This is a genomic window from Chromobacterium vaccinii (assembly GCF_000971335.1).
In the GTDB taxonomy this organism is placed as follows: Bacteria; Pseudomonadota; Gammaproteobacteria; order Burkholderiales; family Chromobacteriaceae; genus Chromobacterium; species Chromobacterium vaccinii.
The window spans coordinates 87,180-109,511 of sequence record NZ_JZJL01000013.1 but is presented as its reverse complement, the minus strand read 5'-3'; the positions used below and the strand labels follow the sequence as shown (position 1 = coordinate 109,511).

Here is a 22,332-nt window from a genome sequence, read left to right as displayed (position 1 = left end):
GCCAGCGCACGGCTGGCCGGCCGCTTGCCGCGCGCGCTGGGCGAAGAGACGCTGCCGCCGCAGCCAGTGCACCTGGACATCGCCGGCTTCACGCTGGTGGGCGAGCTGTACGGCCTGCGGCCCGAGGGCCGGCTGGATTTCATCGTCGGCAAACTGAACGCCGCCCAGCGCGTCGCGCTGTGGCTGAGCCATCTGATTCTGTGCGCGGCCCGGCCGGCGGGCGTGGTTCCGCACAGCGCCTGCTACGACGATGCCGGCAGCACGCTGCTTAACGAGGAGATCGACGCCGCCGGCCTGCTGGCGCCGTGGCTGGTCCGCTGGAAGCAGGGCCAGGCCCAGCCCTTGCCGTTTTTCGGCCGCACCAGCTGGGCCTACGCCGAAGCGCTGGCCAAAGCGCCCGAAAACCGCGAAAAAGCTTTGGCCGCCGCCTGGCAGAAGTGGGAGCCCAATTTCATCCTCGGCGACGGCATCGCGCAGAAGGACGAGCCGGCGATCGCGCTGGCCTTCCGCCACCAGTCGCCGTTGGAAGATCCATTGTTCGTCCAGCTGGCGGAGACGCTGCTGCTGCCATTGGCCGAGCGCCTGCTGGGAGGCGAGGCATGAACGCGCCGCAGGCGCTGGACGCGCTGAACTGCCCGCTGGCGGGCGTCAACCTGATCGAGGCCTCGGCCGGCACCGGCAAGACCTGGACCATCGCCGCGCTGTTCGCCCGGCTGCTGCTGGAAGAGCGCGCCGGCGCGCCGCCGCCGGCCATCGAACAAATACTGGTGGTCACCTACACCAAGGCCGCCACCGCCGAGCTGCGCGAGCGGCTGCGCCGGCGGCTGGCCGAGATGCTGGCGCTGCTGGACGGCAAGGCCGACGGCGACGACTTCCTGCAGGCGCTGGCCGCGCGTTTTCCCGAAGGCCCGGCGCGCGACGTGGCCCGGCAGCGGCTGACCGCCGCGGTCAACGGCTTCGACGCCGCCGCCATCTACACCATCCACGGCTTCTGCCAGCGGGTGCTGACCGACGCCGCCTTCGAGAGCGGCCAGACCTTCCAGGCCGAACTGGTCGAGGACGACGCGGCGCGGCTGGCGGAGATCGTCGACGATTTCTGGCGCCGCCGCATCGTCGCCGCGCCGCTGCCGGCCCAGGTGCTGGTGGAGCGGGGCGAGACGCCGGGCGCCTGGCTGGCCGAGATCCGTCCCTATCTGTCCAAACCCTATCTCAAGCTGCGCGCGCCGGATGCGGTCAGGCTGGAAACGGCGCAGCGCCTGGTTTTCGAGCGCTGGCGGGCGCTGGCCGGCGAGCCGGCGCTGGTAGAAGAGGGCTTGGCGCTATTCCTTGCCCACCCCGGCTTCAAGGCCAACATCTACCGGCCGGACACCATGGCGCGCGTAACCGACAATCTGCGCGGCTGGCTGGCCTTGCCCGACGCGCCGCCGGAGCTGGACAGCGACAGCCGCAAGCTGTTGGACAAGCTGCGGCCGGAGGCGCTGGCCAAGGGCATGAAGAAGGGCTGCGATGCGCCGGCTCACCCCTTGTTCGAACGGATGGAGGCCTGGCTTGCCGCTTGGGACGTCTATATGGACCAGGTGGCCAACTCGCTGGCCGGGCTGAAGCTGGAGCTGATCGCCTGGGCCAACGAAGAGCTGGCGCGGCGGCGCGGCGTCGAGCGCAGCCGCAGCTTCGACGATCTGCTGACCGATCTGGGCGCGGCGCTGGCGCATCCGGAAACCGGCCCCTTATTGGCGGCGCAGGTGGCGGACAGCTTCTCCGTGGCGCTGATCGACGAATTCCAGGACACCGATCCCACCCAGTACCGGATCTTCCGCCGTTGCTTCGTCGAGGAGGCGCGGCCGGTGTTCCTGGTCGGCGATCCGAAACAGGCGATCTACAGCTTCCGCGGCGCCGACATCTTCGCCTACCTGGCGGCCCGCCACGACGCCGAGCGCCAGTACACGCTGGACACCAACCGCCGCTCCGACGAGCCGCTGGTGGCCACCGTCAACGCGCTGTTCGGCCGCGAGCTGCCGTTTCTGCTCGAGGGCATCGCCTACCAGCCGGTGGCGGCCAGTCCCTCGTCCGGCGGCCGGCTGGAGGTGGACGACGACCGCGCGCCGTTCAACGCGCAATGGATACAGGCCGGCGAAAAAGAATTGAGCAAGGAGGCGGCCGAGCAGGCCTCGGCCGAAGCCTGCGCCGACGAGGTCGCCCGGCTGCTGACGCTGGCGGAGGAGAACCGCGCCGCCATCGTCAAGGGCGCGTCGCGGCGGCCGCTGGCCGGCGGCGACATCGCGGTGCTGGTGGCCACCCACAGCCAGGGCGACCGGGTGCGGACCGAGCTGCGCGCGCGCGGCGTGGCCAGCGTGGCGCTGACCCAGGAGAGCGTGTTCGCCAGCCGCGAGGCCGGCGAGCTGCTGGCGCTGCTGCACGCCTGGGCCGAGCCGGCCAACGAGGGCAGGCTCAGGCGCGCGCTGGCCACCGAGCTGGCCGGCCTCAACGCCGCGCGGATCAAGGCCGAACTGGAGGACGAGACGCGCTGGGAGCGCCAGCTGCTGAAGAACGCCGACGATCACCAGCGCTGGCGCGAGCGCGGCTTCATGGCCGCCTGGCGGCATTATTTCGCCCGCGAGCGCGCGGCGGAGCGGCTGCTGCCCTTGCCTGACGGCGAGCGGCGGCTGACCAATCTGGGCCACCTGGCCGAGCTGATCCAGCAGGAGAGCGAGGGCCGCCAGGGCATGGCGCCGCTGCTGTCCTGGTTTGCCGCCCGCGTCGCCGATCCGCCGCGAGGCGAGGACGCGGTGCTGCGGCTGGAGAGCGACGCCGCGCTGGTGAAGATCGTCACCGTGCACACCTCCAAGGGCCTGCAGTACCCGGTGGTGTTCTGCCCCTTTTTATGGAACGGCGCGCTGGAGCGGCGCGGCGCGGGCTTCTGGAGCTATCACGACGGCGACGAGCCATGGCTGGCGCCGGAGGCGGCCGCCGACGACGGCATCCGGCAGGCGGCGCGGAGCGAGATGCTGGCCGAAAAGCTGCGCCTGCTGTACGTGGCGCTGACCCGCGCCCAATACCGGCAGTACATCGCCTGGGGCTGGGTGCGGGAACTGAAGACCGCGGCGCTGTCTTGGCTGCTGCACGCGCCGGGCGCGCGCGACCTGGCGGCGCTGGACGCGCTGGAGCTGGACGGCGGGATGGTGGAGGCGCAGTTGCGGGCCTTTCTCGACCAGCGCGGCGACGCGGCGCGCTGGCTGGACGGCGAGGGGCGGCAGGCGCTGGCCGGCGGCCGCGATCCTGGCCGCGCCTACGCCGCGCGGCCGTTCGAGCGCAAGCTGTACACGCCGTGGAAGATCGCCAGCTTCACCTCGCTGACCCATGACGCCGGCAGCCATCTGGCCGAAGCGCCGGACCATGACCGCGCGGCGGCGTCGGCGCCGGCGGCCCCGCCGGAGGACCCGATCCGGAATCGCTTCAGCTTCCCGCGCGGCGCCAAGGCCGGCGTCTGCCTGCACGAGATTTTCGAGAACATCAGCTTCGGGGCCGGGGAAGACGACATCCAAGCGGCGGTGGCGCGCGCGCTGGCGCGGCACGGCTTCGGCGAGGAGTGGCTGGACGCCGGCTGCGAGCTGATTCTGGACGCGCTGAACGCCGAGATCGCCCCCGGCGCGCGGCTGCGCGACGTCGCCGACCACCAGCGGCTGATCGAGCTGGAATTCACATTGCCGGTGAAGAGGCTGGACGTGGCGGCGCTGATCGCCGCGCTGCAAAAGCCGGAGCATGGCCTGGCCGAGCCGTTCCGGCGCGCCGCCGGCGCGCTGGATTTCGCCAGCGTGCAGGGCTTTTTGAAAGGCTTCGTCGACCTGGTGTGCGAGGCGGACGGCCGCGTCTATTTGATCGACTACAAGTCCAACCATCTGGGCGACGCCTACGACGATTATCGCGACGACAGTCTGGTCCACGCGGTGGCGCGCGAGCATTATTACCTGCAGTACCTGATTTACCTGGTGGCGCTGCGGCGCTACTTCGCCGCGCGCGGCGCGGATTGGGACGGCCGCTTCGGCGGCGTGCGCTACCTGTTCCTGCGCGGCATGGGCGAGCCGGGCTGCGGCGTGTGGGCCGATGCGCCGTCCGCGGCGCTGCTGGACGCGCTGGACGCGCTGCTGGCGGGATCCGGAACCAAGAGAGGCCCTGGTAGTTCTACGCAGTGATGGCGACCGGGGATGGCAACTAAGCTAAGCAAGTGGATAAGGATGTGAAACATGTTTGAATCCGCCGAAATCGGCCACAGCATAGACAAAGACACTTTCCGCAAGATGATGCCGGCGCTGCGCGAGGCGCTGCTGGACGTGCAGTACGACTTGAAGGAAAAAGCCGATTTCCCGGTGCTGATCCTGATCCACGGTTTCGACGGCGCGGGCCGCGGCGAAACGATGAATTTGATCAACGAGTGGCTGGACCCGCGGCTGATCCACACCGTCGCCTTCGACAAGCCCAACGACGAGGCGCGCGCCCGGCCGTGGATGTGGCGCTATTGGAACGAGCTGCCCGCCACCGGCCGCATCGGCATGTTCTTCGGTTCCTATTATTCCGATACCTTGTTCGAGCGGGTGTTCAACCGCAGCGACCGCGACGCCTTCGACCGGCAGATTTTCGACATCCTGCGCTTCGAGCGCATGCTGACGCTGGACGGGGCGGTGGTGTTGAAGTTCTGGTTCCATCTGAGCCGGGACAAGCAGAAGCAGCGGCTGAAGATGCTGGAGCAGGACCCGGCCACCAACTGGCGCGTGACCAAGACCGACTGGGAGCACTATGAGCGCTACGACAAGATACGCAAGTACGGCGAGCACATGCTCAGGCTGACCAATACCGCGCACGCGCCGTGGATCGTCATCGACGGCGAGGACGCCAACTACCGCAGCCTGACGGTGGCCAACACCATACTGGAGGCGATACGCAACCGCCTGGGCCAGCCGATGCTGAGCACCGACCGCGTCGAGGCGCCGCCGCTGCTGGCGCCGATAGACAACAAGCTGGTGCTGGACACGCTGGAGCTGGAGCAGAAGCTGGGCAAGGCCAGCTACCAGAAAAAACTGGACCAGCTGCAGGGGCGGCTGAACAAGCTGACCCGCGATCCGCGCTTCGGCAACCACTCGCTGGTGCTGGCGTTCGAGGGCAACGACGCGGCCGGCAAGGGCGGCAGCATCCGCCGCATCACCCAGGCGCTGGATGCCCGCCGCTACCGGGTGGTGCCGGTGGCCGCGCCGACGCAGGAGGAAAAGGCCAAGCCCTGGCTGTGGCGTTTCTGGCGGCATCTGCCGGGCAAGGGCGGCATCGCCATCTTCGACCGCAGCTGGTACGGCCGTGTGCTGGTGGAGAGGGTGGAGGGCTTCGCCGCCGAGGCCGACTGGATGCGCGCCTATTACGAGATCAACGACTTCGAGCACCAATTGACCGAGAACGGCGCCATCGTGCTGAAGTTCTGGCTGGCGATCAGCAAGGATGAGCAGCTGGCCCGCTTCAAGGGCCGGGAGGAGACGGGTTTCAAGCGTTTCAAGATCACCGACGAGGATTGGCGCAACCGCGACAAATGGGACCTCTACCGCCAGGCGGTCAGCGACATGGTGGACCGCACCAGCACCAGCAAGGTGCCGTGGACGCTGGTGGAGGCCAACAACAAGTATTTCGCGCGCATCAAGATACTGTCCACCATCTGCGATGCGCTGGAGGCCAGGCTGAGTGAATAGGCTGTGGTGGGGATTGATGCTGTTGCTGTGCCTGCCGGCGCTGGCCCAACCCACGCTTCGGGCCGGGCTGGCCAACGACAGCGGCGAATCGCTGCGCGCGAACGCCGACGATGGACTCTCGCTGGCCTACCGCGACGCGCTGGCCTTGATCGCCCGGCAAAGCGGCGTCCATTTCCAGCTCGACTACTATCCCTCGCAACGGCTGGAGCAGCTGTTCCAGGTGGGCAAGCTGGATGTCGAAGTCGGCGTCAACGCGTCATGGCGCGCGCTGTCTCCGGTGGCCGGCTTCTACACCCAGCCCATCGCCGACGCGGAGTTCGTGCTGTGCCTGCCGCCGGACAAGGGCAAGCGGCCCGCTACCCTGGCCTCGCTGAAGGGCGGCACCATAGGCACGCTGCTGGGCCAGCGCTTCCCGTCGCTGGAGAGCGCGTTCGCCAGCCGCAAGCTGCTGCGAGACGGATCGGCCAACGAGGACGAAATGCTGGACAAGCTGCGCCAGGGCCGGGTCCAGGCCGTGGTGCTGGAGCGCCGCCGCGCGCAATACTGGAGCCGGCGCGACGAAGGCGGCCGCTGCCTGCCGGGCGAGTCGCTCGGCAGCCTGCCGGTGGCATTGCGGCTGCATCCGCGTTATCGGGACCTGCTGCCGGGCCTGAACCAGGCTATCCAGCAACTGCATGATCAAGGCCGTCTGCGGCCGCTGTTCGCCCGCCATTGAGCGCGGCGTCCGACCATCCGGAAGTTTCATCGATGAAAACCGATACCCCGCTGCTGCCCGGCCAACTCGTCCGGCTGTTCCAACGCCTGGCGCCCGATGCCGACGACAGGGTGCTGGCGCTGATAGGCGAATTGAGCAGCGCCAATCTGGCCGGCCATGTCTGCCTGCCGCTGGCCCACCGCGGCGAGGCGGCGGCGCTGCGGGGCAGCCCGCTGGTCGGCAAGCCGGGCGATTACGCGCCCTTGATCCTGGACGAGGCCGGGCGGCTGTATTTCGCCCGCCACTGGCACGATGAGGACCGGCTGGCCGAAGGCCTGGCGCGGCTGGCCCAGCCGCTGCCCCCGCCGGACGAGACGCGGCTGGCCGAGTTGCTGGCGCGGCTGTTTCCCGGCGCGGCTGACGGCGAGCCGGACCGGCAGAAGCTGGCGGCGGCGTTGGCCGCGCGGCAGCGGCTGATGGTGATTTCAGGCGGGCCCGGCACCGGCAAGACCACCACCGTGGTGCGGCTGCTGGCGCTGCTGGCGGCGATGTCGCCGCGCCCGCTGGTGATGGCGATGGCGGCGCCGACCGGCAAGGCTGCGGCGCGGTTGTCCGAATCGGTGCGCGCGGCGCGCGACCGGCTGGACGTGGATGACGCGGTGCGCCGCCAGTTGCCGGCCCAGGCGGAGACGCTGCACCGGCTGCTCGGCTTGCGCCCCGGGGTGGAGGCGCCGCGCCACCACGCCGGCAATCCGCTGCCGCTGGACGTGCTGGTGGTGGACGAGGCGTCGATGATAGACCTGGCGTTGATGGCGCGCACGGTGGCGGCGCTGCCGTCCCAGGCCAGGCTGATCCTGCTGGGCGACCGCGACCAGCTGTCGTCGGTGGAGGCCGGCGCGGTGCTGGGCGAGCTGTGCGGGCGCATCGCCTATCGCGACGAAACTTCGCAATGGCTGCAGCGGGTGGCCGGCGCCAGCCTGCGGGGCGACGCCGAGCCCGGCGGCGCGCTGACCGACTGCGTGGCGTTGCTGACCCGCAGCCACCGCTTCGGCGCGGACTCCGGCATCGGCGAGCTGGCGCGGCGGGTCAACGCCGGCGAGGGGCGAGCCTCGCTGCAAGTGCTGGACGACGCCGGCCGGCCCGATGTCTGGCGGCAGGACGCGGCCGACGACGCGGCGCTGCTCGCGCGCCGGCGCGGCTACTTGGACGCGGTGGCCGCCGGCGCCGGCGCGGACGAGGCGCAGCGCGAGTTTTCCGCCTTCATGCTGCTGGCAGCCGAGCGGCGCCAGGTAGCCGACTGCAACCGCCGCATCGAGCGAGAATTGGAAGCGGCTGGCGTCAAGCAGGAGGGCCGCGACTGGTATCCGGGCCGCCCGGTGATGATAGGCGAGAACGATTACGGGCTGGGCCTGTTCAACGGCGACATCGGCTTCGCCTTGCAGCGGCCGTCCGGCCTGAGGGTGCTGTTCCCATCGGCCGACGGCGGCTGGCGCGAGTTCGCGCCCGGGCGGTTGCCGGCGCACGACACGGTGTTCGCGATGACGGTTCACAAGAGCCAGGGTTCGGAGTACGAGGAGGTGTGGCTGCAGTTGCCGCAGCAGGCCGGCGCGCTGCTGAACCGCGCGCTGTTGTATACCGCCATCACCCGCGCCTGCTCCCGTTTCGCCGCGGTGGGGGATGCCGAAGTCTGGCTGCGCGGGGCGGAGCTGGCGCCGAGGCGGGATTCCGGGCTCGGCGACCGGCTGCGTTGAAATCGCGGGAATGCAACAGTCTCGGGCTTTGTGCGACGAAGGATAGTCAAGCGTCGGTAGACATCCTAATATGCAGCCTTCCCGGAACAACGCAGGGGGAGTGGTCATGCAGGTGGACGCCGTACTCGGCTATCTGGACAAGGTCAGCCGCTTCGATGCTCAGCAGTTCACGCCGCTGTTCATCGGCACCGAAAGAATGGGGTGCGTCAACGCCCAGTGGAAAGAGCGCCTGCTGCAGCACGAACCGCAGTTGTTCGAGGAAACCTTCCAGGGTCTGCGTTGCATGGCGAAGGGCAGCTATCGCAGCATCAGCCACGCGCTGGCCCACGCCGCGCGGCGCTGGCAACAAGCCGGCTGGCTCAATGGCTGGCGCAATGAGAACTTCACCGCCTTCCGCCAGGACGGCAGCCCCTATTTCGAATTGGAGCGCGCGGCTTTTCGTCCGCTGGGCCTGACCAGCCGCGCGGTGCATGTCAACGGCCTGTGCCGGCTCGATGACGGCGAGGTCCGGATGTGGGTGGGACGGCGCAGCCCGCACAAGGCGGTGGACCCGAACCGGATGGACAATCTGGTCGGCGGCGGCGTCGCCGCCGGCGAAACCCTGGCGCTGGCGCTGGAGCGCGAGTCGTGGGAAGAGGCCGGCATCGCGCGCGAGCGGGTGGATGGCCTGGCGCCGTCGTCGCTGCTGCTGGCGCAGCGGCCGGTGGCGCGGGGCCTGCACCGCGAATGGCTGTACGCCTACGATCTGTGGCTGGCGCCGGGAGAGTCGCCGGCTTGCCAGGATGGAGAGGTGGCCGAGCATCTGCTGCTGCCGTTCGCCGAAGTGGAGCAGTTGCTGGTGGAAGAGCGCTTCATGATAGACGCGGCGCTGGTCGGCATGGATTGCCTGTGCCGGCATGGCTACTGGGAGCGCCACAACCAGAAGATGGCCGACGCGCTCTCGCGGGTCCGTTACGCGCAGGGCCAGGAAATGGGCGTGCCGGCCTGAGCGCCGGCCTGCGGCGGACGCTGCGCGCTTATCGACAACCCGGTTTGGCCGGGTTTTTTCTCGCCGGTTTTCCCATATCCAATTTTCTCATTCGCTTGTCCTGGCTTTTTCCCGGCATTATCCGCATTTATTAGAATATTTGCATTGAATTGTAAACAAAAACGGATTTCTCCTTACATGGCGCGGCACCGATTTTCTATCAGGTAAACTCATGTAGAATCGAGTGCTGGAAATGCATTCCGTATAAAAATATCCGGCAGCGCCATTTTTCGAGAAAATAATAATGTATCGGTTGAAACTGATTTCACCGGATTTCGGCATCGATGACAGCGGGCCCCTGCATCCCACCCAGGAGCAGGCGCGCAAGGCCGCCGAACTGATGTTGCACGTCTACAAGGGCAGGCTGAGGGCCGAGGTCCACAAGGTGGACGTGAAGACGCGCACGTCGGAAAAGCTGGAAGAGGTATATATCCGGCTGGAGGTGCAGAACTGAGGCAATTCGCCGGATGCCGCCAATCTCGGCTATTTTCGTGCGCGAAAATGACTGCAAGCAAACTTTCCCATTGCAGACCTGCCGAAGATACGCTACCGTCATCGCTCCACTAAACCCCCTGTCCGGCAGCCGCCCTGGTTGTCGGGAATGGAGCGATCTTTATGTTTTCCTGGTTTGAACGCCGGATATCCCCCTATCCGGACACGCCTGCCGCCCAGCCTCCGCGCGGCTTCTTCCCCTTTATCTGGTTCTGTACCCGCGGCATGCGCGGCCTGATCCTGTGCATGACCCTGCTCACCGCGTTGATCGGCGCCTTCGAGGCCTTGCTGTTTTCGATGCTGGGCTCGGTGGTGGACTGGCTGGCCAAGGTGCCGGCCAACCAGCTGTGGCAGCGCGAGAGCGGACACCTGTTGCTGCTGGCCGGCATTCTGTTGGCCAGCGTGCTGCTGGTGTCGCTGCAGGCGATGAGCAAGTATCAGGGCCTGTTTTCCAATTTTCCGATGCGGCTGCGCTGGAATTTCCACCGCCACCTGCTGGGACAGAGCCTGAGCTTCTATCAGGACGAGTTCGCCGGCCGGGTGTCGGCCAAGGTGATGCAGACCGCGCTGGCGGTGCGCGACACCGTGCTGATCATCACCGACATCCTGGTGTTCGTCGTGATCTACTTCGTCACCATGATCGCGGTGCTCGGCCATTTCGATGTCATGCTGCTGCTGCCTTTCCTGGCCTGGCTGGCGCTTTACGTCGCGACGCTGTGGTTCTTCGTGCCTAGGCTTGGCAAGGCGGCCACTCTGCAGGCCGACGCGCGCAGCCTGATGACCGGCCGCATCACCGACGCCTATACCAATATCGCCACGGTCAAGCTGTTCTCGCACGGCCAGCGCGAGGCGCGCTTCGCCAAGGGAGCGATGGAGGAGTTCCTGTCCACCGCCTATCGCCAAATGCGGCTGGTCAGCGGCTTCGAGGTCGTCAACCAGCTGACCAGCATGCTGCTGATCGGCATCACCACCGGTTCCGCGCTGTGGCTGTGGAGCCAGGGCCAGGTCAGCATCGGCGCGGTGGCGGCGTCCACCGCGATGGCGCTGAGGCTGAACGGCATCTCGCACTGGATCATGTGGGAGATGTCCAGCCTGTTCGAGAACATCGGCACGGTGCAGGACGGCATCACCACGCTGTCGCGCACGGTGGCGGTGGTGGACAAGCCGGCCGCGGCCAAGCTGGAAGTGCCGCGCGGCGAGATCCGCTTCGATAATGTCGATTTCGCCTATGGCGGCGCGAAAAATGTGATTTCCGGCCTGGACCTGACGATACGTCCGGGCGAGAAGATCGGCCTGGTCGGCCGCTCCGGCGCCGGCAAGTCCACCATCGTCAACTTGCTGCTGCGCTTCTACGACCTGGATGGCGGCCGCATTCTGATCGACGGGCAGGATATCGCCGGCGTGACCCAGGACAGCCTGCGCGCCAGGGTGGGCATGGTGACCCAGGATACGTCGCTGTTGCACCGCTCGGTGCGCGACAACCTGTTGTACGGCAGGCCGGACGCCAGCGACGAGCAGATGGCGGAGGCGGCGCGCAAGGCTGAAGCCGATGATTTCATCCGCTCGCTGACCGATCCCAAGGGCCGCATCGGCTATGAGGCGCATGTCGGCGAACGCGGCGTCAAGCTGTCCGGCGGGCAGCGGCAGCGGATCGCCATCGCGCGGGTGATGTTGAAGGACGCGCCCATCCTGCTGCTGGACGAGGCGACCAGCGCGCTGGATTCGGAAGTGGAAGCGGCGATCCAGAGCAGCCTGTACCGGCTGATGGAAGGCAAGACTGTGGTCGCCATCGCCCACCGCTTGTCCACCATCGCGGCGATGGACCGGTTGATCGTGCTGGACCAGGGCCAGGTGGTCGAGGAGGGCACGCATCAGCAGTTGCTGGCGCAGGGCGGCCTCTATGCCCGGTTGTGGACGCACCAGAGCGGCGGCTTCCTCGGAGAGGAGGACGGCGACGAGGAGTCGAACCTGTCCTTGATGGGCTGATCGCCATCCAACCCTCCGGCATGCCGGAGGGTTTTTTCATGGAGTGAGACCAATGCCGGCATGAGGCGGCTGAGCCGGCGGCATCTGCGGTTTGCGCCGGTGGCTGGAGATTTTATTCGTCTAGTTATTGTAAGTACGTACAGTTATTTTTATGTCAGTCTTGATTTAATATTTATTGTTTTGACATGAGCGGCGGTTCTCCGCTGGCGGGGCTAATGAATAATTTCAATATTGTGGTTTCTTTCTTGCGTTCGGTGGAGGAGGGGAATTTTTCGCAGGCGGCCCGTTGCATGGGCTTGACCCCGGCGGCTGTCAGCAAGCATGTGCAACAGTTGGAGAGCGAGCTGGGCGTGCGGCTGGTGCATCGGAACACGCGGGCGCTGGCGCTGACCGCCGTCGGCGAAATGTACTTCCAGCGGATGTCCAATCTGTACAGCGAGCTCCGGCAGCTGGAGCAGGATGTTCGTCACCATGGCAGCGAGGTGGGCGGGCGTCTGAGGCTGACCTTGCCCAACGGCATCGGCAGGAACTATTTTCTGCCGGTGTTGAACGAGTTCTCCCAGTTGCACCAGTCCTTGAAGCTGGAGCTCCATTTCGAAGACCGCATTGTGGATTTGGTGCGGGATGGTTACGACGCGGGCATCGGCGACCAGTTGGCCAAGGACAGCAGCTTCGTCGCCAAGGCCCTGCTGCCGCTGCAACGCCTGGTTTTCGCCTCCCCGGCCTATCTGACTAGATCGGGCACGCCGCAGACGCTGGCCGATCTGGACGGCCACGACTGCATCCGGGTGGTCAGCCAGAACAGCGGCAGGCTGATGCCTTGGGAATTCAACGACAACGGGGTGCTGCGGCGGGTAGAGGTGGAGGGGCGGCTGACCGTCAACGATCCGTTCGCCGCCTGTGAGGCGGCGCTGCAGGGAGCCGGCTTGGCGATGATAGGAACGGTGCAGGCCTACCCCTATCTCGCCACCCGGCGTCTGGTGCCGTTGTTGACCGATTTCGCGCCGCCGCCGCGCTCCATCTATTTCTACTATGCGCACCGGCGGCATTTGTCGCTGCCGGTGCGTCTGCTGCAGGATTTCCTAATGGTGCGCATGCAGAAATCCATGCCCCCCATTTTTGGCGATGGCTACCGCTGGCCGGCGTAGCTTCTCTTCCACGTCAGGCGCGTCGAGGTAGTTGAGGAGGATGGACGCCCACGCTTGTTGGAATCGTTGCAGCCAGCGGTGCAGATCATATCCATCGTCCGGCGTGTACACGCAGACCTGGGCCGGGAAGTCGCCGTTGTCCCGGGCCTGCAGCGGATAGGCGCGGCGGGCGGGGGCGAGCCAGGCGAATTCGAAGAATTCCAGTTCGTCCGGCTGTTCCCCCAGCCGTTGCAGCGCCTGTTGCAGCAGCTGTTCTGGAGCGGGCAGGGCGGCGATGTCCAGCTCCCCGTCGCGGGGCATGCCCAGCATCATCGTGGCGGCCTGGCCGCGCGCAGCGGGCAGTTGCTGGGGCAGCGCTTGCGCCAGCACGCTATCGACCCACAGCTGGTAGAAGGATTGTCGATAGACCCGTTCCGCCAAGTGCCAGATCTTCATGCCGGCCGGACGGCGATTCGGCTCGATGACCGCAGTCCTCGCGCCGGCATCGTCCAGTTTGACCTCGTTGTGGAACGGGCCCGCGAATTGGCCGACCAGCAGGTTGGCGCTCTGGCCGGCCCGGATCAGACGATGTCTTTCCGCGGGCTGGAGCCGGGCTGGCAGCAACTGGCCGGTTTCCACCGGATAGCGGCCGCTGGCGCTGATCTTCTCGGTGATGAAATGCAGATTGCCGATGCCGTCGAACGAATATTCGCGATGGAAGGGAATGTAGCCTTCCGCGATCAGGCCGCCGTCCAGATAGGGCAGGACTTCCTGCCAGGCTGCGGCCAGATCGTCGCCCTGCTTCAGCAGCAGCACGCCGCGGTTGTTGCCCTCGCAGGACGGCTTGAGCACGAAGCCTTCCGGATTGCGCTCGGCGAAGGCCGCGAGTTCGGCCTGCGTGCGGATGATCTGGAAAGGCGGGCAGTACAGCGATTGCGCGCCGAACAGCTCGGCATGCTTTTGTTCGCGCTGCCGGTAGACGGATTTGCTGAAGGCGGCCTGGGCCAGGTCGGCGTCGTCCACCGGCAGACCCAGCGCTCTGAGCAGGGATGCGCCGCTGGCGACAGCGTTGTCGGAAAACACCAGCCCGCCTGCCAGTTGGCCGAGCCAAGGCTGCAATGCCTGCAGCGCCTGGTCGACGAAGCCGCCGTCCAGCGGATTCAGATCGATGACCGCGTCGGCCAGTTGATGGTCTTGCTGGCTGGGATGGTGGCGAATCAGGATGGTGGAGAGCTGGTAGCGAGTCCGCGCGTAGTCGAACATGCAGGCTACGTCGCCCACCCGGCTGAGGTTGTAGTCCACCAGCAGCAGCCAGCGTTTGTTTTCAGATGTCATCGCAGTAATACCTCGTTCAATCGGCATAGTGGGCGACAAGCGTGCGGCTGGACGCGCGCAGCAATTCCGGAATCACTTCGTGGCGGCTCTGATAGTCGAACGACCACAGCGCTTGGCCGAGGAAGACTTCCCGCGCGCCTTCGGTAATGGTCTGGCCCGACTGCAGGAAGCACTGCAGCTGGTCCGGGGCGTGGGGATGCTCGTTCCGTTCGATCGAGTCTATGGTGCCGGGCCGGCAGAAGTAGGCGCGGAAAAAGCTGGCGCGGCGCCGGGGATATTCCGAGTCCAGCGCGGCCAGTTCGCTCCCGGCCTGCAGTTGCTGGCCGGAGTCGGCGGCCAGGAGTTGCTTCAGCCAGAAGTCCAGCAGATTGCGGCCGTCGCATTGCACGGCGACGCTCGGCGAGATCAGGGAGCCGCCCACGCGGGGGTTGATTTCAATCAGTTCCCAGCCGCTGGCGCATAGCCGGGCTTCCAGATGGAAGCAGCCCCAGTCGGCGCCGCAGCCGTGCAGCACGGCCTGCAGCCATTGCCTGGCGCCGTCCGCCTGGGAGGGTTCCCAGTCCAGCGGCGGCGAGACGCAGCATTCCTCCAGCACCGTGTGTTCCTGCTCCGTCACCTGCAGCTTGTGGTGCACGCCCAGCAGATAGGCGCGGCCAGCCTGCATCATGACTTCGAAGCTGAATTCCGGGCCGTCCAGGTAATCTTCAATGATGAACTGCGGATTGCCGATCAGGCCCGCGTACAGCGGATCCCGGCTGGCCTCCTCGCCGATCTCGGAGAGGCGGGCCATGTTCAGGCCTGGGCGCAGTTTGCTGGCGCCGAAGGAGGCCAGGCCGCGGCGCGGCTTGACGAAGCCAGGGCGGCCCGCGCTCAGCCAGGTTTCGAGCGAAGCATCGCTGGCCAGTTCGGTGCGGGTCTGGCTGAGGCCCAGCGCTTGCAGCCGCTGGCGCAGCCAGTGCTTGTCGGTCAGGTTGTCCACGGTGTCGGGCGCCAGGTCGGGCACGCCTAGGAGCGCGTTGGCTTGCGCCATCAACCGACGGTAGCCTTCCCACACCGATACACAGGCCGCGGGTTCCCAGCCCTGTCCGCGCCAGGCGTCGATGGCCTGCAGCAGGTCGGCTTCTTCCAGCTGGTGCCCGGCGGCGGCGCGCACGCCGTCCGCCAGGCCGGCCAGAGCGTCCAGCCGTTCGCTGGCCGCGCCCAAGGGGGCGGAGCTGAGGATCAGCACCGCTTGCCCTTGCCTGCGTGCCGCAGCGGTCAGGTCTTCCATGAAGGAATAGCCGCAATGGCTTAACAGAATGATGGCGCGTTTCATGGCATTAGGCCGCTTTGCTTTCCTGGGCCAGGGTGTCTTGCGCCAGTTCTTCGAAGTACATCGCCAGGATGCGCTGGTGTTCTTGCAGGTAGCGTTCCAGGTGAGCGATGTCCTGCTCGCTTTCAATCAGGAGGCGCAGCGCGGCCCAGACTTCGCCCGGGTGGTCGTCATTGATGTCGGTATGGGAGTGGGCGATCTGGCCGACCAGCTTCTGGTCGCCGATGCTGTGCTTCATGGCCTCGATCTTGCGCGGTTCCAGCTTGACGTTGACGTACTCCACCAGATAGGAGTAAGCCACTACGCCCAGCGGGCCTTCATGGTCCAGCAGGTAGCTGAAGAAACCGGTCAGCAGCTTGGTGGACAGGTAGGGCTCGGTGGCCAGGAAGGTTTCGCGGCTGACGCCGGCGCGCTGCAGATCCTGGATGAACAGTTCGTCGTGCAGCATTTCCTCCATTTCATAGTTCGCCCAGATCTGGGCGGCTTCCGGGCTGCGCTTGGCGATTTCCGCCAGCGTCTTGGACTCGGCCACGCGCAGCAGGCGAATGCGCCATGCGGTTTCGATCAGGTTGCGGCGGTAGTACTCGCTGTTCACCTCGCGGCGTTCCAGGTGGTCGGCGGCGGGCACGCTGGCGTACCAGGCGTCGATCTGGGCGTCGATTTGCTGATCGATCTTCTGGCGCAGTTCTTGGGACTGGCTGGAGGAGAGGAAGGGCTTGCTGCGGTTCAGGCCGGTGTTTTTGCAACGGTTCATGTTGATTTTTCCTGTTGAGTGGTGGTGGTTTATAGCTCTGGGCTATGGCTTGAAAAATGGCTTCCCGCCGCCAGCGCGGGCGGAGTCGCCGGGTAAATGGGATTGCGCGGTTTTACAGCGCGGGGGCGCGATCCAGCTCCGGGGACGGCGCGGCCGCGTGGGGCATGGCGTCGCGGGTGGCGACCTCCAGCGTCACGTCGCCGTTCAGCCGGCATTGGCAGGCCAAGCGGTAGGGACCCGATTCGAATCCCATCCTCTGGACGAAATCGCGCTCGTTTTCCGCTACGGGGCCCAGCAAGGATGCTCCGTGGTGCACCTTGACCAGGCAAACGCCGCAGACGCCGGAGCGGCAGCCGAAGGACAGGTGTTGTTCGCCGTAGTATTCGAATTCGAGGTCGATCAACGGGCTTTCCGCCGGCAGTTCGAGTTGCTTGTGCTCAGGCAGCAGGGTGATTACCGGCATAGAGCGTTCTCCTGTTCGATCGAGGGCAGGGCGGCCGGATTCTGGTCGCTCAGCAATGTGTATCGGTGGCGCCGCAGCGCATGGCGGGCGGCATCGAGAAAGTGGGAAGAGCCGCTGACCACGGCCAGGCCCTGGGTCGAGGGCGAAGGCAGGGCCGCCAGCGCCTCGTTCAAGGCATCGTGTTCGTCCAGCGGCAGCAGCGTCAGCGACAGGCCGGCCCAGGCCGCCGCCAGTTTTTCCAGCCAGGGCCGTTCGGCCGCCAGATAGCCGGAGGAGGCCTGCCACAGCAATCGGCAGCGGTGTCCTGGCCGGCGGCGGGCCATCCAGTCCAGCATGGCGCGGGATTGGGCGTAGCCGGATTGGCTTGCGATCAGAATGTCCGGCAGGCGCCTGTCGTCCGTCAGCGCGATCGCGCCGTGCGGCAGGCTGATCTGCAGCGAGCCGGCATCCAGCGCCGCGAACAGCTGCGGATTGCTGCGGCTGTCCCTGCGTCGGGTGACGTGCAGCTCCAGGCTGGCGCCCGGTTGCAGTCCGGCGACGGAAAAGAAGGGCCTTCCGTCCGCCAGTTGGACCTGGATCGCCTGGCCGGGCCGCACATCCGGGTGGCGGGATGGCAGGCCCAGCGTGACGCGCTCGGTGGCCGCGTCCAGTCGCTGGCGGCTGAGCACCGGCGTTTTCAGCGCGGATGACTCAAGCATGGACGGCTTCCTTTTGCAGCAAGGGCATGACGCCGCCGCAGAAGTGGCGCATTTCGTCGCGTGACGGCCAGCCGGAAAAAATGAAATTGCGGATGCCGTGGCGTTCGTATTCCCGGATGTAATCGGCCACTTCTTGATAGCTGCCGACGATGGCGATGGCGGGGCCGCCGCGGTAGGGGACTGCGCCGGTCCACAGATAGGGAGACGGCCAGTGGTCCGGATATTGTTCGGCGAGGCGGAAACTGCCCTTGACGGCCTCGGAGTCGCAGCGGGAAACGAAGTCCTTGATGAAGGCGCGGTGTTTTTCATCCGGGCGGGCCATCATTTCCGCTATCGCGTCCAGAGCCTGCTCCCGCGTCTCGCGGGCGATCACGTGCAGCCGCAGGCCAACTTCCTTGCCCGCTTGCAACAGCGGCGCGGCATGGACGCCGACCTTGGCCGGCAGGTCGCCGTAGCACAGCCAACAGTCGGCGCGCTCTTCGGCCAGCGCCTTGGCCGGCGCGCTGGCGCCGCTGACGTAGATGTAGGGGCGGCCGTCGCCGGGGTGGCGCAGGCCGAGGGTGGCCGCTTCGATCTGATAATGCTGGCCGTGGAAAGTGACGGGTTCGCGGCTGGCCCATAGCGCCTGCATGATGCCAAGGAACTCGTCGGCGCGGCGGTAGCGATCGTCATGCTCCAGAAAATCGCCGTAATAAGCCTGTTCTTGCGGAGAAATGCCGGCCACCAGATTCAGGTCCACGCGGGACTGTCCCATGCATGCCAGGGTATTGATGACCTGCGCCAACAAGGTCGGCGACATCAGGCCCGGACGATAGGCGAGGATGAAGCGGACGCGGCGGGTTTCCCGCAGCAGCGCGGCAAGCAGGGGAATGGGGTCCGGCATGTAACAGCTCATCGGCATCAGCAGCGAGTCCACGCCTGCTTCTTCCGCTTCGCGGGCGAAGCTGATCATGGTGTCGACGTCGACCACGCCGGCATCGAAGCCGCCGCTGGCGCTCTGTTGCCCGCTATCCAGCGGCAGGCTCCAATGTATGCGAACAGTCATTTGCTGACGATCTCCAGAAGAATGGTTGCAGGACTAATATATTACTTCGGCATATTTTTTGTTAAATCATATGGAAAATGAGATTTAACGATTTGGAATGGTTTGATTTGATAATTAGTAATGATGGACTGTTCTGGAATGAAAAACGGGCTCATGGCTAAGCCATGAACCCGTTGCGGGGGAGGGCGGAGGCGTCAGGCGAGACTGGGCTGGGCCGTGACCGCGCGGGGGCGGATATAGGCTTGCAGCGGCATCCACAGGCCGAAGGCGAGCAGGGCCGCGCCGATGAACAGCCACTGGAGAGGAATGCGGTTGGCCAGCAAGGTGACCAGCAAGCCCGACAGCGGCAGGCTGAGCTGGTTCAGCAGCACGATCACGCTGATGACCCTTCCCAGTTTCTCCTTGGGAATCCAGTGCAGCCGCTCGGTGCGGATGAACACGTTGAAGAGGCCGCACAAACCGAAGCTGAGCGCGTATCCCAGCACGAATATCGAATAGTGGCTTGCCAACCCCATCAGGACGCCGCCGCTGATGATCAGCGCGAAGGCCGCCATGCCCAACTGGTAGACGGATGCCCGGCGCAGCAGCCAGGGCACCAGCAGGAAGCTGGCGATGGACAGCATGCCCATGAAGGCCTGCAGCGTCGCGTAGACCTGGTCGGTCTTGCCGAACACGCCAACAGTGACGGCGGCGCTGGTCGATAGCGCCAGTCCGACCACGAGGTTGACCAGCATCGACAGCGCGACCAGAGCCAGCAGCACGGGAGCCTGTCTCAGCGTGGCGAAGCCGTGCTGCAAGCTGTCGAGGAACAGCGGTCTGCGTTCGGACGGCTGGCTGGCCGCGCGCGAGGGCATCGGCGGCAGCGTGCAGACGCCGGCAGCGCTGACGGCGAACACGCCGCAGGCCGCCCACAGCAGTTGGCTGGGAGCCAGCCAAAGGCTCAACGCGCCGGCCAGCGCCGGGCCCAGCACCCCTGCGGAATAATCTATCGCTTGCAAAATGCTTTGCGCTTTCGGCATCTGTTCCGGCGGCACCAGCATCGGAACCGTGCTTTCCAGCGCGATGAAAGCCTGGGCATAGCAAGCCGCGCAGATGGCCATCAGGATGGCGGCCATGGCGAAGCTGTGGCCCGGCCACATTGCGAGGCCCAGCGCCGCCAGCAGGCAGGCGCCGGCCCGGGTGCCGTCGGCCAGCGCGTAGACGCGGCGGCCTCCCAGCCTGTCGGAGAACGTGCCGGCGAGCGGCAGCGAGATCACGCGCGGCAGCCACTCGCACAGAAAGGCTAGGCCGGACATCGTCGCGCTGCCGGTGCTGTGATAGACGATCAGCGGCACGGCGAACATCAGGAACTGGTCGCCCAGCGCCGAGGCCGCCCGAGATCCAAGAAACGACAGCATTCGCACATTGTTCATGCCGGCACCTCGCGGACTTCTTCCTGGAGGCGGGGATGCAGGGTGACCGCGGCGAACAGCGCTTCCATCCATGTTTGCAGCGCGGTTGTCGACTCGGCGCCTACCACGCCGGAGAACGGCACCTCGAAAGCCTGGTAAGTGATGTTGCGCGGCAGCGGCGTATCCCTCGGCAGCACGCTGTGGCGCAGCAACTCGGATGATTTGCAGAAGGACTGATGGCCCTCCAGCTCCACGAAGCCGTCGGGCAGGTGATGGCCAGGGAACACGAACCATCCGAAGAAGGTCGTCTTGCGCAGCGAGCCGGGCAGGTCTGGCTGCTCTCCGCACAGGATGGCCAGTTCCTGAGCCGGCAGGTAGATGCCGGTCGCCATCTCGAAGGTGTCGACCACGTCTGCGCCGCCGACCCGGTTGGCGATCTCGAGGAAGACCCAGTCGCCGCTGCCGTTATCGTCTATGACTTCGAGGTGGAAGGCGCCGGAGCGCAGGCTGATGGCGTCGATGGCGCGTTGAACCCATTGCTCCTGCGCGGCGTCGAGTTTGAATTGAACCGAACCCAGCGGCTGGCCCTTGGCGTAGTCGAGGCAGGTGCCGATGTAGCGGCTGCCCACCAGCGCGACGACCTTGCCGTTGTGCACCAAGCCGTCCAGGTGCAGCAAAGGGCCGGTGATGAAGGTTTCCACCTCGAAGCGCTCCGCGTTGGCGTGGAGGTCTTGGTCCAGACGGGGGATGCCGGCCTGGCGGCTCTGCAGGGCGCTGGCCAGAGAGGCCGGATCATCGAAGACTTGGACGTCTTCGCTGGAGGCGCCGTCCACGGGCTTGATGACGGTGCGTCCCGGCCATGGGGCGCCGCCTTGGGCAAGGAATTCGGCGAGCGGCAAGGCTTGCGGCACACGCAGTCCGGCCGCGGCAGCCCTGTGTTTCATGATCAGCTTGTCCCGGACGGCCATTACTTCGTCGATGCTGGCGCCGGGGACGCCGAGCGCCTCGCGCACCTTGGCGGCATCGAGGAGCTCGTACTCGGAAAGGGAAATCACCCGGTCGAAATGCAGTTTGAGATCGGACAGAATCGCCAGCACTTCGCTGGCGGTATCCTTGAGGCCGGGCCGTTCGAGTCGGGCGCAGCGCAAACCTTCGGGCAGGTTTGCCAATTGTTTGGCGGTGCCGATGTAGGTGACGTTGTGCCTGTCGTGGTCGATGCCGAGATGGTAGTTGATCTTTTGATAGGGGATGCGGTGTAGGATCAGGATGTTCATGAGACTTTCCAGGTTCCATGCCGGCGCGTGCGCGATGCGGCGAAGCCGGCGGGCTGAGTTATGGGTGTCTCATGTTAAAGGCGTATTTCAGGGCGAAAGAGAGAGCGGGAGGAAAAACAACTGTGACGGTTTGGAATAGATGCGGCAGGCGGGTTCAACGAAATGCAAAAGGCGGATAGTGCGGGGCAGCGTTGGGGAATCAGTTTGCGGGGAATGGAGGAGGGAAAAACCGGAATGAACTCAATGTCATGAAATGGCGCAAGCGCTTGATTTGGTTGGCGCACCCGACAGGGATCGAACCTGTGACCTTCAGCTTCGGAAACTGACACTCTATCCAACTGAGCTACGGGTGCGCTGACACTTGCAAACAAGTGAACGCATCATACCGCAAACATCTAATCCGAGTCCAGAGTATGGTTTTTTGCCTTGCGAACTTGCATACCGTATAATTAACCAGTTTTAATTGTCATTTTTTCAGGCGAGGCTTGGGATGAGTAATGAGAACGGAATGGCCCCCGGCCAGATCGTAAAGGTGCTGGTCAGCGTCGTTGTCTTCCTTGTCGTGGCGATTTGGCTATTGGCCAAGCTCGCCACCAGTGGTTTCAATGTGGATGCCGAGGTGATGACCAAGGAAGCCGTGGCAGCCCGCCTGAAGCCGGTCGGCGAGTCCAAGGCCAGCGACGCGCCGCCGGGCATGCGCACCGGCGAGCAGGTCTACAAGGGCATCTGCATGTCCTGTCACGCCACCGGCCTGGCCGGCGCTCCCAAGTTCGGCGACGCCGGCGCCTGGGGGCCTCGCATCGCCAAGGGTTGGGACATGCTGGTCAACCATGCCCTGCATGGCTTCAACGCGATGCCGGCCAAGGGCGGCGCGACCGATCTGAGCGATGACGAAGTGAAGCGCGCGGTCGCCTACATGGGCAACGCCGGCGGCGCCAAGTTCACCGAGCCGCCGGTTGGCGGGGCGGGGGGAGCAGCCGCTGCGGGGGACCCGGCGGTGGTCGGCAAGAAGATTTACGACAGCGTGTGCGTGGCTTGCCATGCCGCGGGCGTCGCGGGCGCGCCGAAGTTCGGCGACAAGGCGGCGTGGTCTGCGCGTCTGAAACCGGGCATGGACGAAGTGGTGAAAATCGCCACCAAGGGCCTGAACGCGATGCCGCCCAAAGGCGGCTATACCGGTAGTGATGCGGAATTCCGCTCGGCCATCGAATATATGGTCAATAATTCAAAATAAGCAGCATTTGATATAAAAAAGCA

At 65.8% G+C, this 22,332-nt stretch carries 17 protein-coding genes, 1 tRNA gene and 1 pseudogene; 10 read left to right on the top strand and 9 right to left on the bottom strand.

The annotated features are described in order from the left end of the window. The 9 genes and pseudogenes from VL52_RS09030 to VL52_RS08990 form a co-directional block, all read left to right on the top strand. A pseudogene (locus VL52_RS09030) lies at positions 1 to 603 on the top strand (exodeoxyribonuclease V subunit gamma); the annotation flags it as partial. Next, positions 600 to 4,190 carry an exodeoxyribonuclease V subunit beta gene (recB, locus tag VL52_RS09025; RefSeq protein ID WP_046156711.1) on the top strand — a complete coding sequence of 1,197 codons (3,591 nt, stop codon included), beginning with the start codon at positions 600 to 602 and terminating at the stop codon, positions 4,188 to 4,190. The pseudogene VL52_RS09030 and the gene recB, both read left to right, overlap by 4 nt. A gap of 51 nt (positions 4,191 to 4,241) precedes the next feature. Then, positions 4,242 to 5,726, top strand: coding sequence for a polyphosphate:AMP phosphotransferase (gene pap, locus VL52_RS09020; protein WP_046156710.1), 1,485 nt, complete (start codon positions 4,242 to 4,244; stop codon positions 5,724 to 5,726). Then, the gene (locus VL52_RS09015) at positions 5,719 to 6,441 is read left to right on the top strand and encodes a substrate-binding periplasmic protein (protein WP_144408840.1); all 723 of its coding nucleotides are present in this window, start codon (positions 5,719 to 5,721) and stop codon (positions 6,439 to 6,441) included. Before pap ends, VL52_RS09015 begins: the two co-directional genes overlap by 8 nt. A gap of 32 nt (positions 6,442 to 6,473) precedes the next feature. Next, positions 6,474 to 8,171 (top strand): exodeoxyribonuclease V subunit alpha, encoded by a 1,698-nt coding sequence (recD, locus tag VL52_RS09010; protein WP_046156708.1) that lies wholly within the window; start codon positions 6,474 to 6,476, stop codon positions 8,169 to 8,171. A 106-nt stretch (positions 8,172 to 8,277) separates the two neighbouring features. Further along, positions 8,278 to 9,159: an NUDIX hydrolase gene (locus VL52_RS09005; protein ID WP_046156707.1), complete on the top strand. Its 882-nt coding sequence runs from the start codon at positions 8,278 to 8,280 to the stop codon at positions 9,157 to 9,159. Between the two features lie 283 nt (positions 9,160 to 9,442). Continuing rightward, positions 9,443 to 9,652, top strand: a complete 210-nt coding sequence (locus tag VL52_RS09000; protein ID WP_021478246.1) for a hypothetical protein — start codon at positions 9,443 to 9,445, stop codon at positions 9,650 to 9,652. A gap of 161 nt (positions 9,653 to 9,813) precedes the next feature. Beyond that, positions 9,814 to 11,676 carry an ABC transporter ATP-binding protein gene (locus VL52_RS08995; protein ID WP_046156706.1) on the top strand — a complete coding sequence of 621 codons (1,863 nt, stop codon included), beginning with the start codon at positions 9,814 to 9,816 and terminating at the stop codon, positions 11,674 to 11,676. 185 nt (positions 11,677 to 11,861) lie between these two features. Further along, positions 11,862 to 12,824, top strand: a complete 963-nt coding sequence (locus VL52_RS08990) for a LysR family transcriptional regulator (protein WP_081666268.1) — start codon at positions 11,862 to 11,864, stop codon at positions 12,822 to 12,824. On the opposite strand, the gene VL52_RS08985 is transcribed toward VL52_RS08990, so the two are convergent. The 9 genes from VL52_RS08985 to VL52_RS08945 all read right to left on the bottom strand — a co-directional run bounded on the left by VL52_RS08985 (position 12,759) and on the right by VL52_RS08945 (position 21,428). Next, complete coding sequence (locus tag VL52_RS08985; protein ID WP_052729229.1) at positions 12,759 to 14,138, bottom strand: ATP-grasp domain-containing protein; 1,380 nt, start codon at positions 14,136 to 14,138, stop codon at positions 12,759 to 12,761. The two genes, VL52_RS08990 and VL52_RS08985, sit on opposite strands and share 66 nt — an antisense overlap. 16 nt (positions 14,139 to 14,154) lie before the next feature. Next, a complete protein-coding gene (locus tag VL52_RS08980; protein ID WP_052717559.1) occupies positions 14,155 to 15,453 on the bottom strand; it encodes an ATP-grasp domain-containing protein in 1,299 nt (432 codons plus the stop codon). A gap of 4 nt (positions 15,454 to 15,457) precedes the next feature. After that, on the bottom strand, positions 15,458 to 16,204 hold the full coding sequence (locus VL52_RS08975) for a heme oxygenase-like domain-containing protein (protein WP_046156705.1): 747 nt from the start codon (positions 16,202 to 16,204) through the stop codon (positions 15,458 to 15,460). 112 nt (positions 16,205 to 16,316) lie between these two features. Continuing rightward, a complete protein-coding gene (locus tag VL52_RS08970) occupies positions 16,317 to 16,667 on the bottom strand; it encodes a 2Fe-2S iron-sulfur cluster-binding protein (protein ID WP_052717560.1) in 351 nt (116 codons plus the stop codon). Further along, positions 16,658 to 17,365: a ferredoxin reductase domain-containing protein gene (locus VL52_RS08965; protein WP_046156704.1), complete on the bottom strand. Its 708-nt coding sequence runs from the start codon at positions 17,363 to 17,365 to the stop codon at positions 16,658 to 16,660. Before VL52_RS08965 ends, VL52_RS08970 begins: the two co-directional genes overlap by 10 nt. After that, positions 17,358 to 18,410 carry an LLM class flavin-dependent oxidoreductase gene (locus VL52_RS08960; RefSeq protein ID WP_046156703.1) on the bottom strand — a complete coding sequence of 351 codons (1,053 nt, stop codon included), beginning with the start codon at positions 18,408 to 18,410 and terminating at the stop codon, positions 17,358 to 17,360. The genes VL52_RS08965 and VL52_RS08960 overlap by 8 nt, the downstream gene beginning before the upstream one ends. Before the next feature lie 194 nt (positions 18,411 to 18,604). Then, on the bottom strand, positions 18,605 to 19,822 hold the full coding sequence (locus tag VL52_RS08955) for an MFS transporter (protein WP_046156702.1): 1,218 nt from the start codon (positions 19,820 to 19,822) through the stop codon (positions 18,605 to 18,607). Further along, the gene (locus VL52_RS08950; protein WP_046156701.1) at positions 19,819 to 21,075 is read right to left on the bottom strand and encodes an ATP-grasp domain-containing protein; all 1,257 of its coding nucleotides are present in this window, start codon (positions 21,073 to 21,075) and stop codon (positions 19,819 to 19,821) included. The genes VL52_RS08955 and VL52_RS08950 overlap by 4 nt, the downstream gene beginning before the upstream one ends. Positions 21,076 to 21,351: 276 nt before the next feature. Then, positions 21,352 to 21,428, bottom strand: a tRNA-Arg gene (locus tag VL52_RS08945). 137 nt (positions 21,429 to 21,565) lie between these two features. On the opposite strand from VL52_RS08945, the gene VL52_RS08940 reads away from it, so the two are divergent. Then, a complete protein-coding gene (locus VL52_RS08940) occupies positions 21,566 to 22,309 on the top strand; it encodes a c-type cytochrome (protein ID WP_046156700.1) in 744 nt (247 codons plus the stop codon). Positions 22,310 to 22,332: the final 23 nt, after the last annotated feature.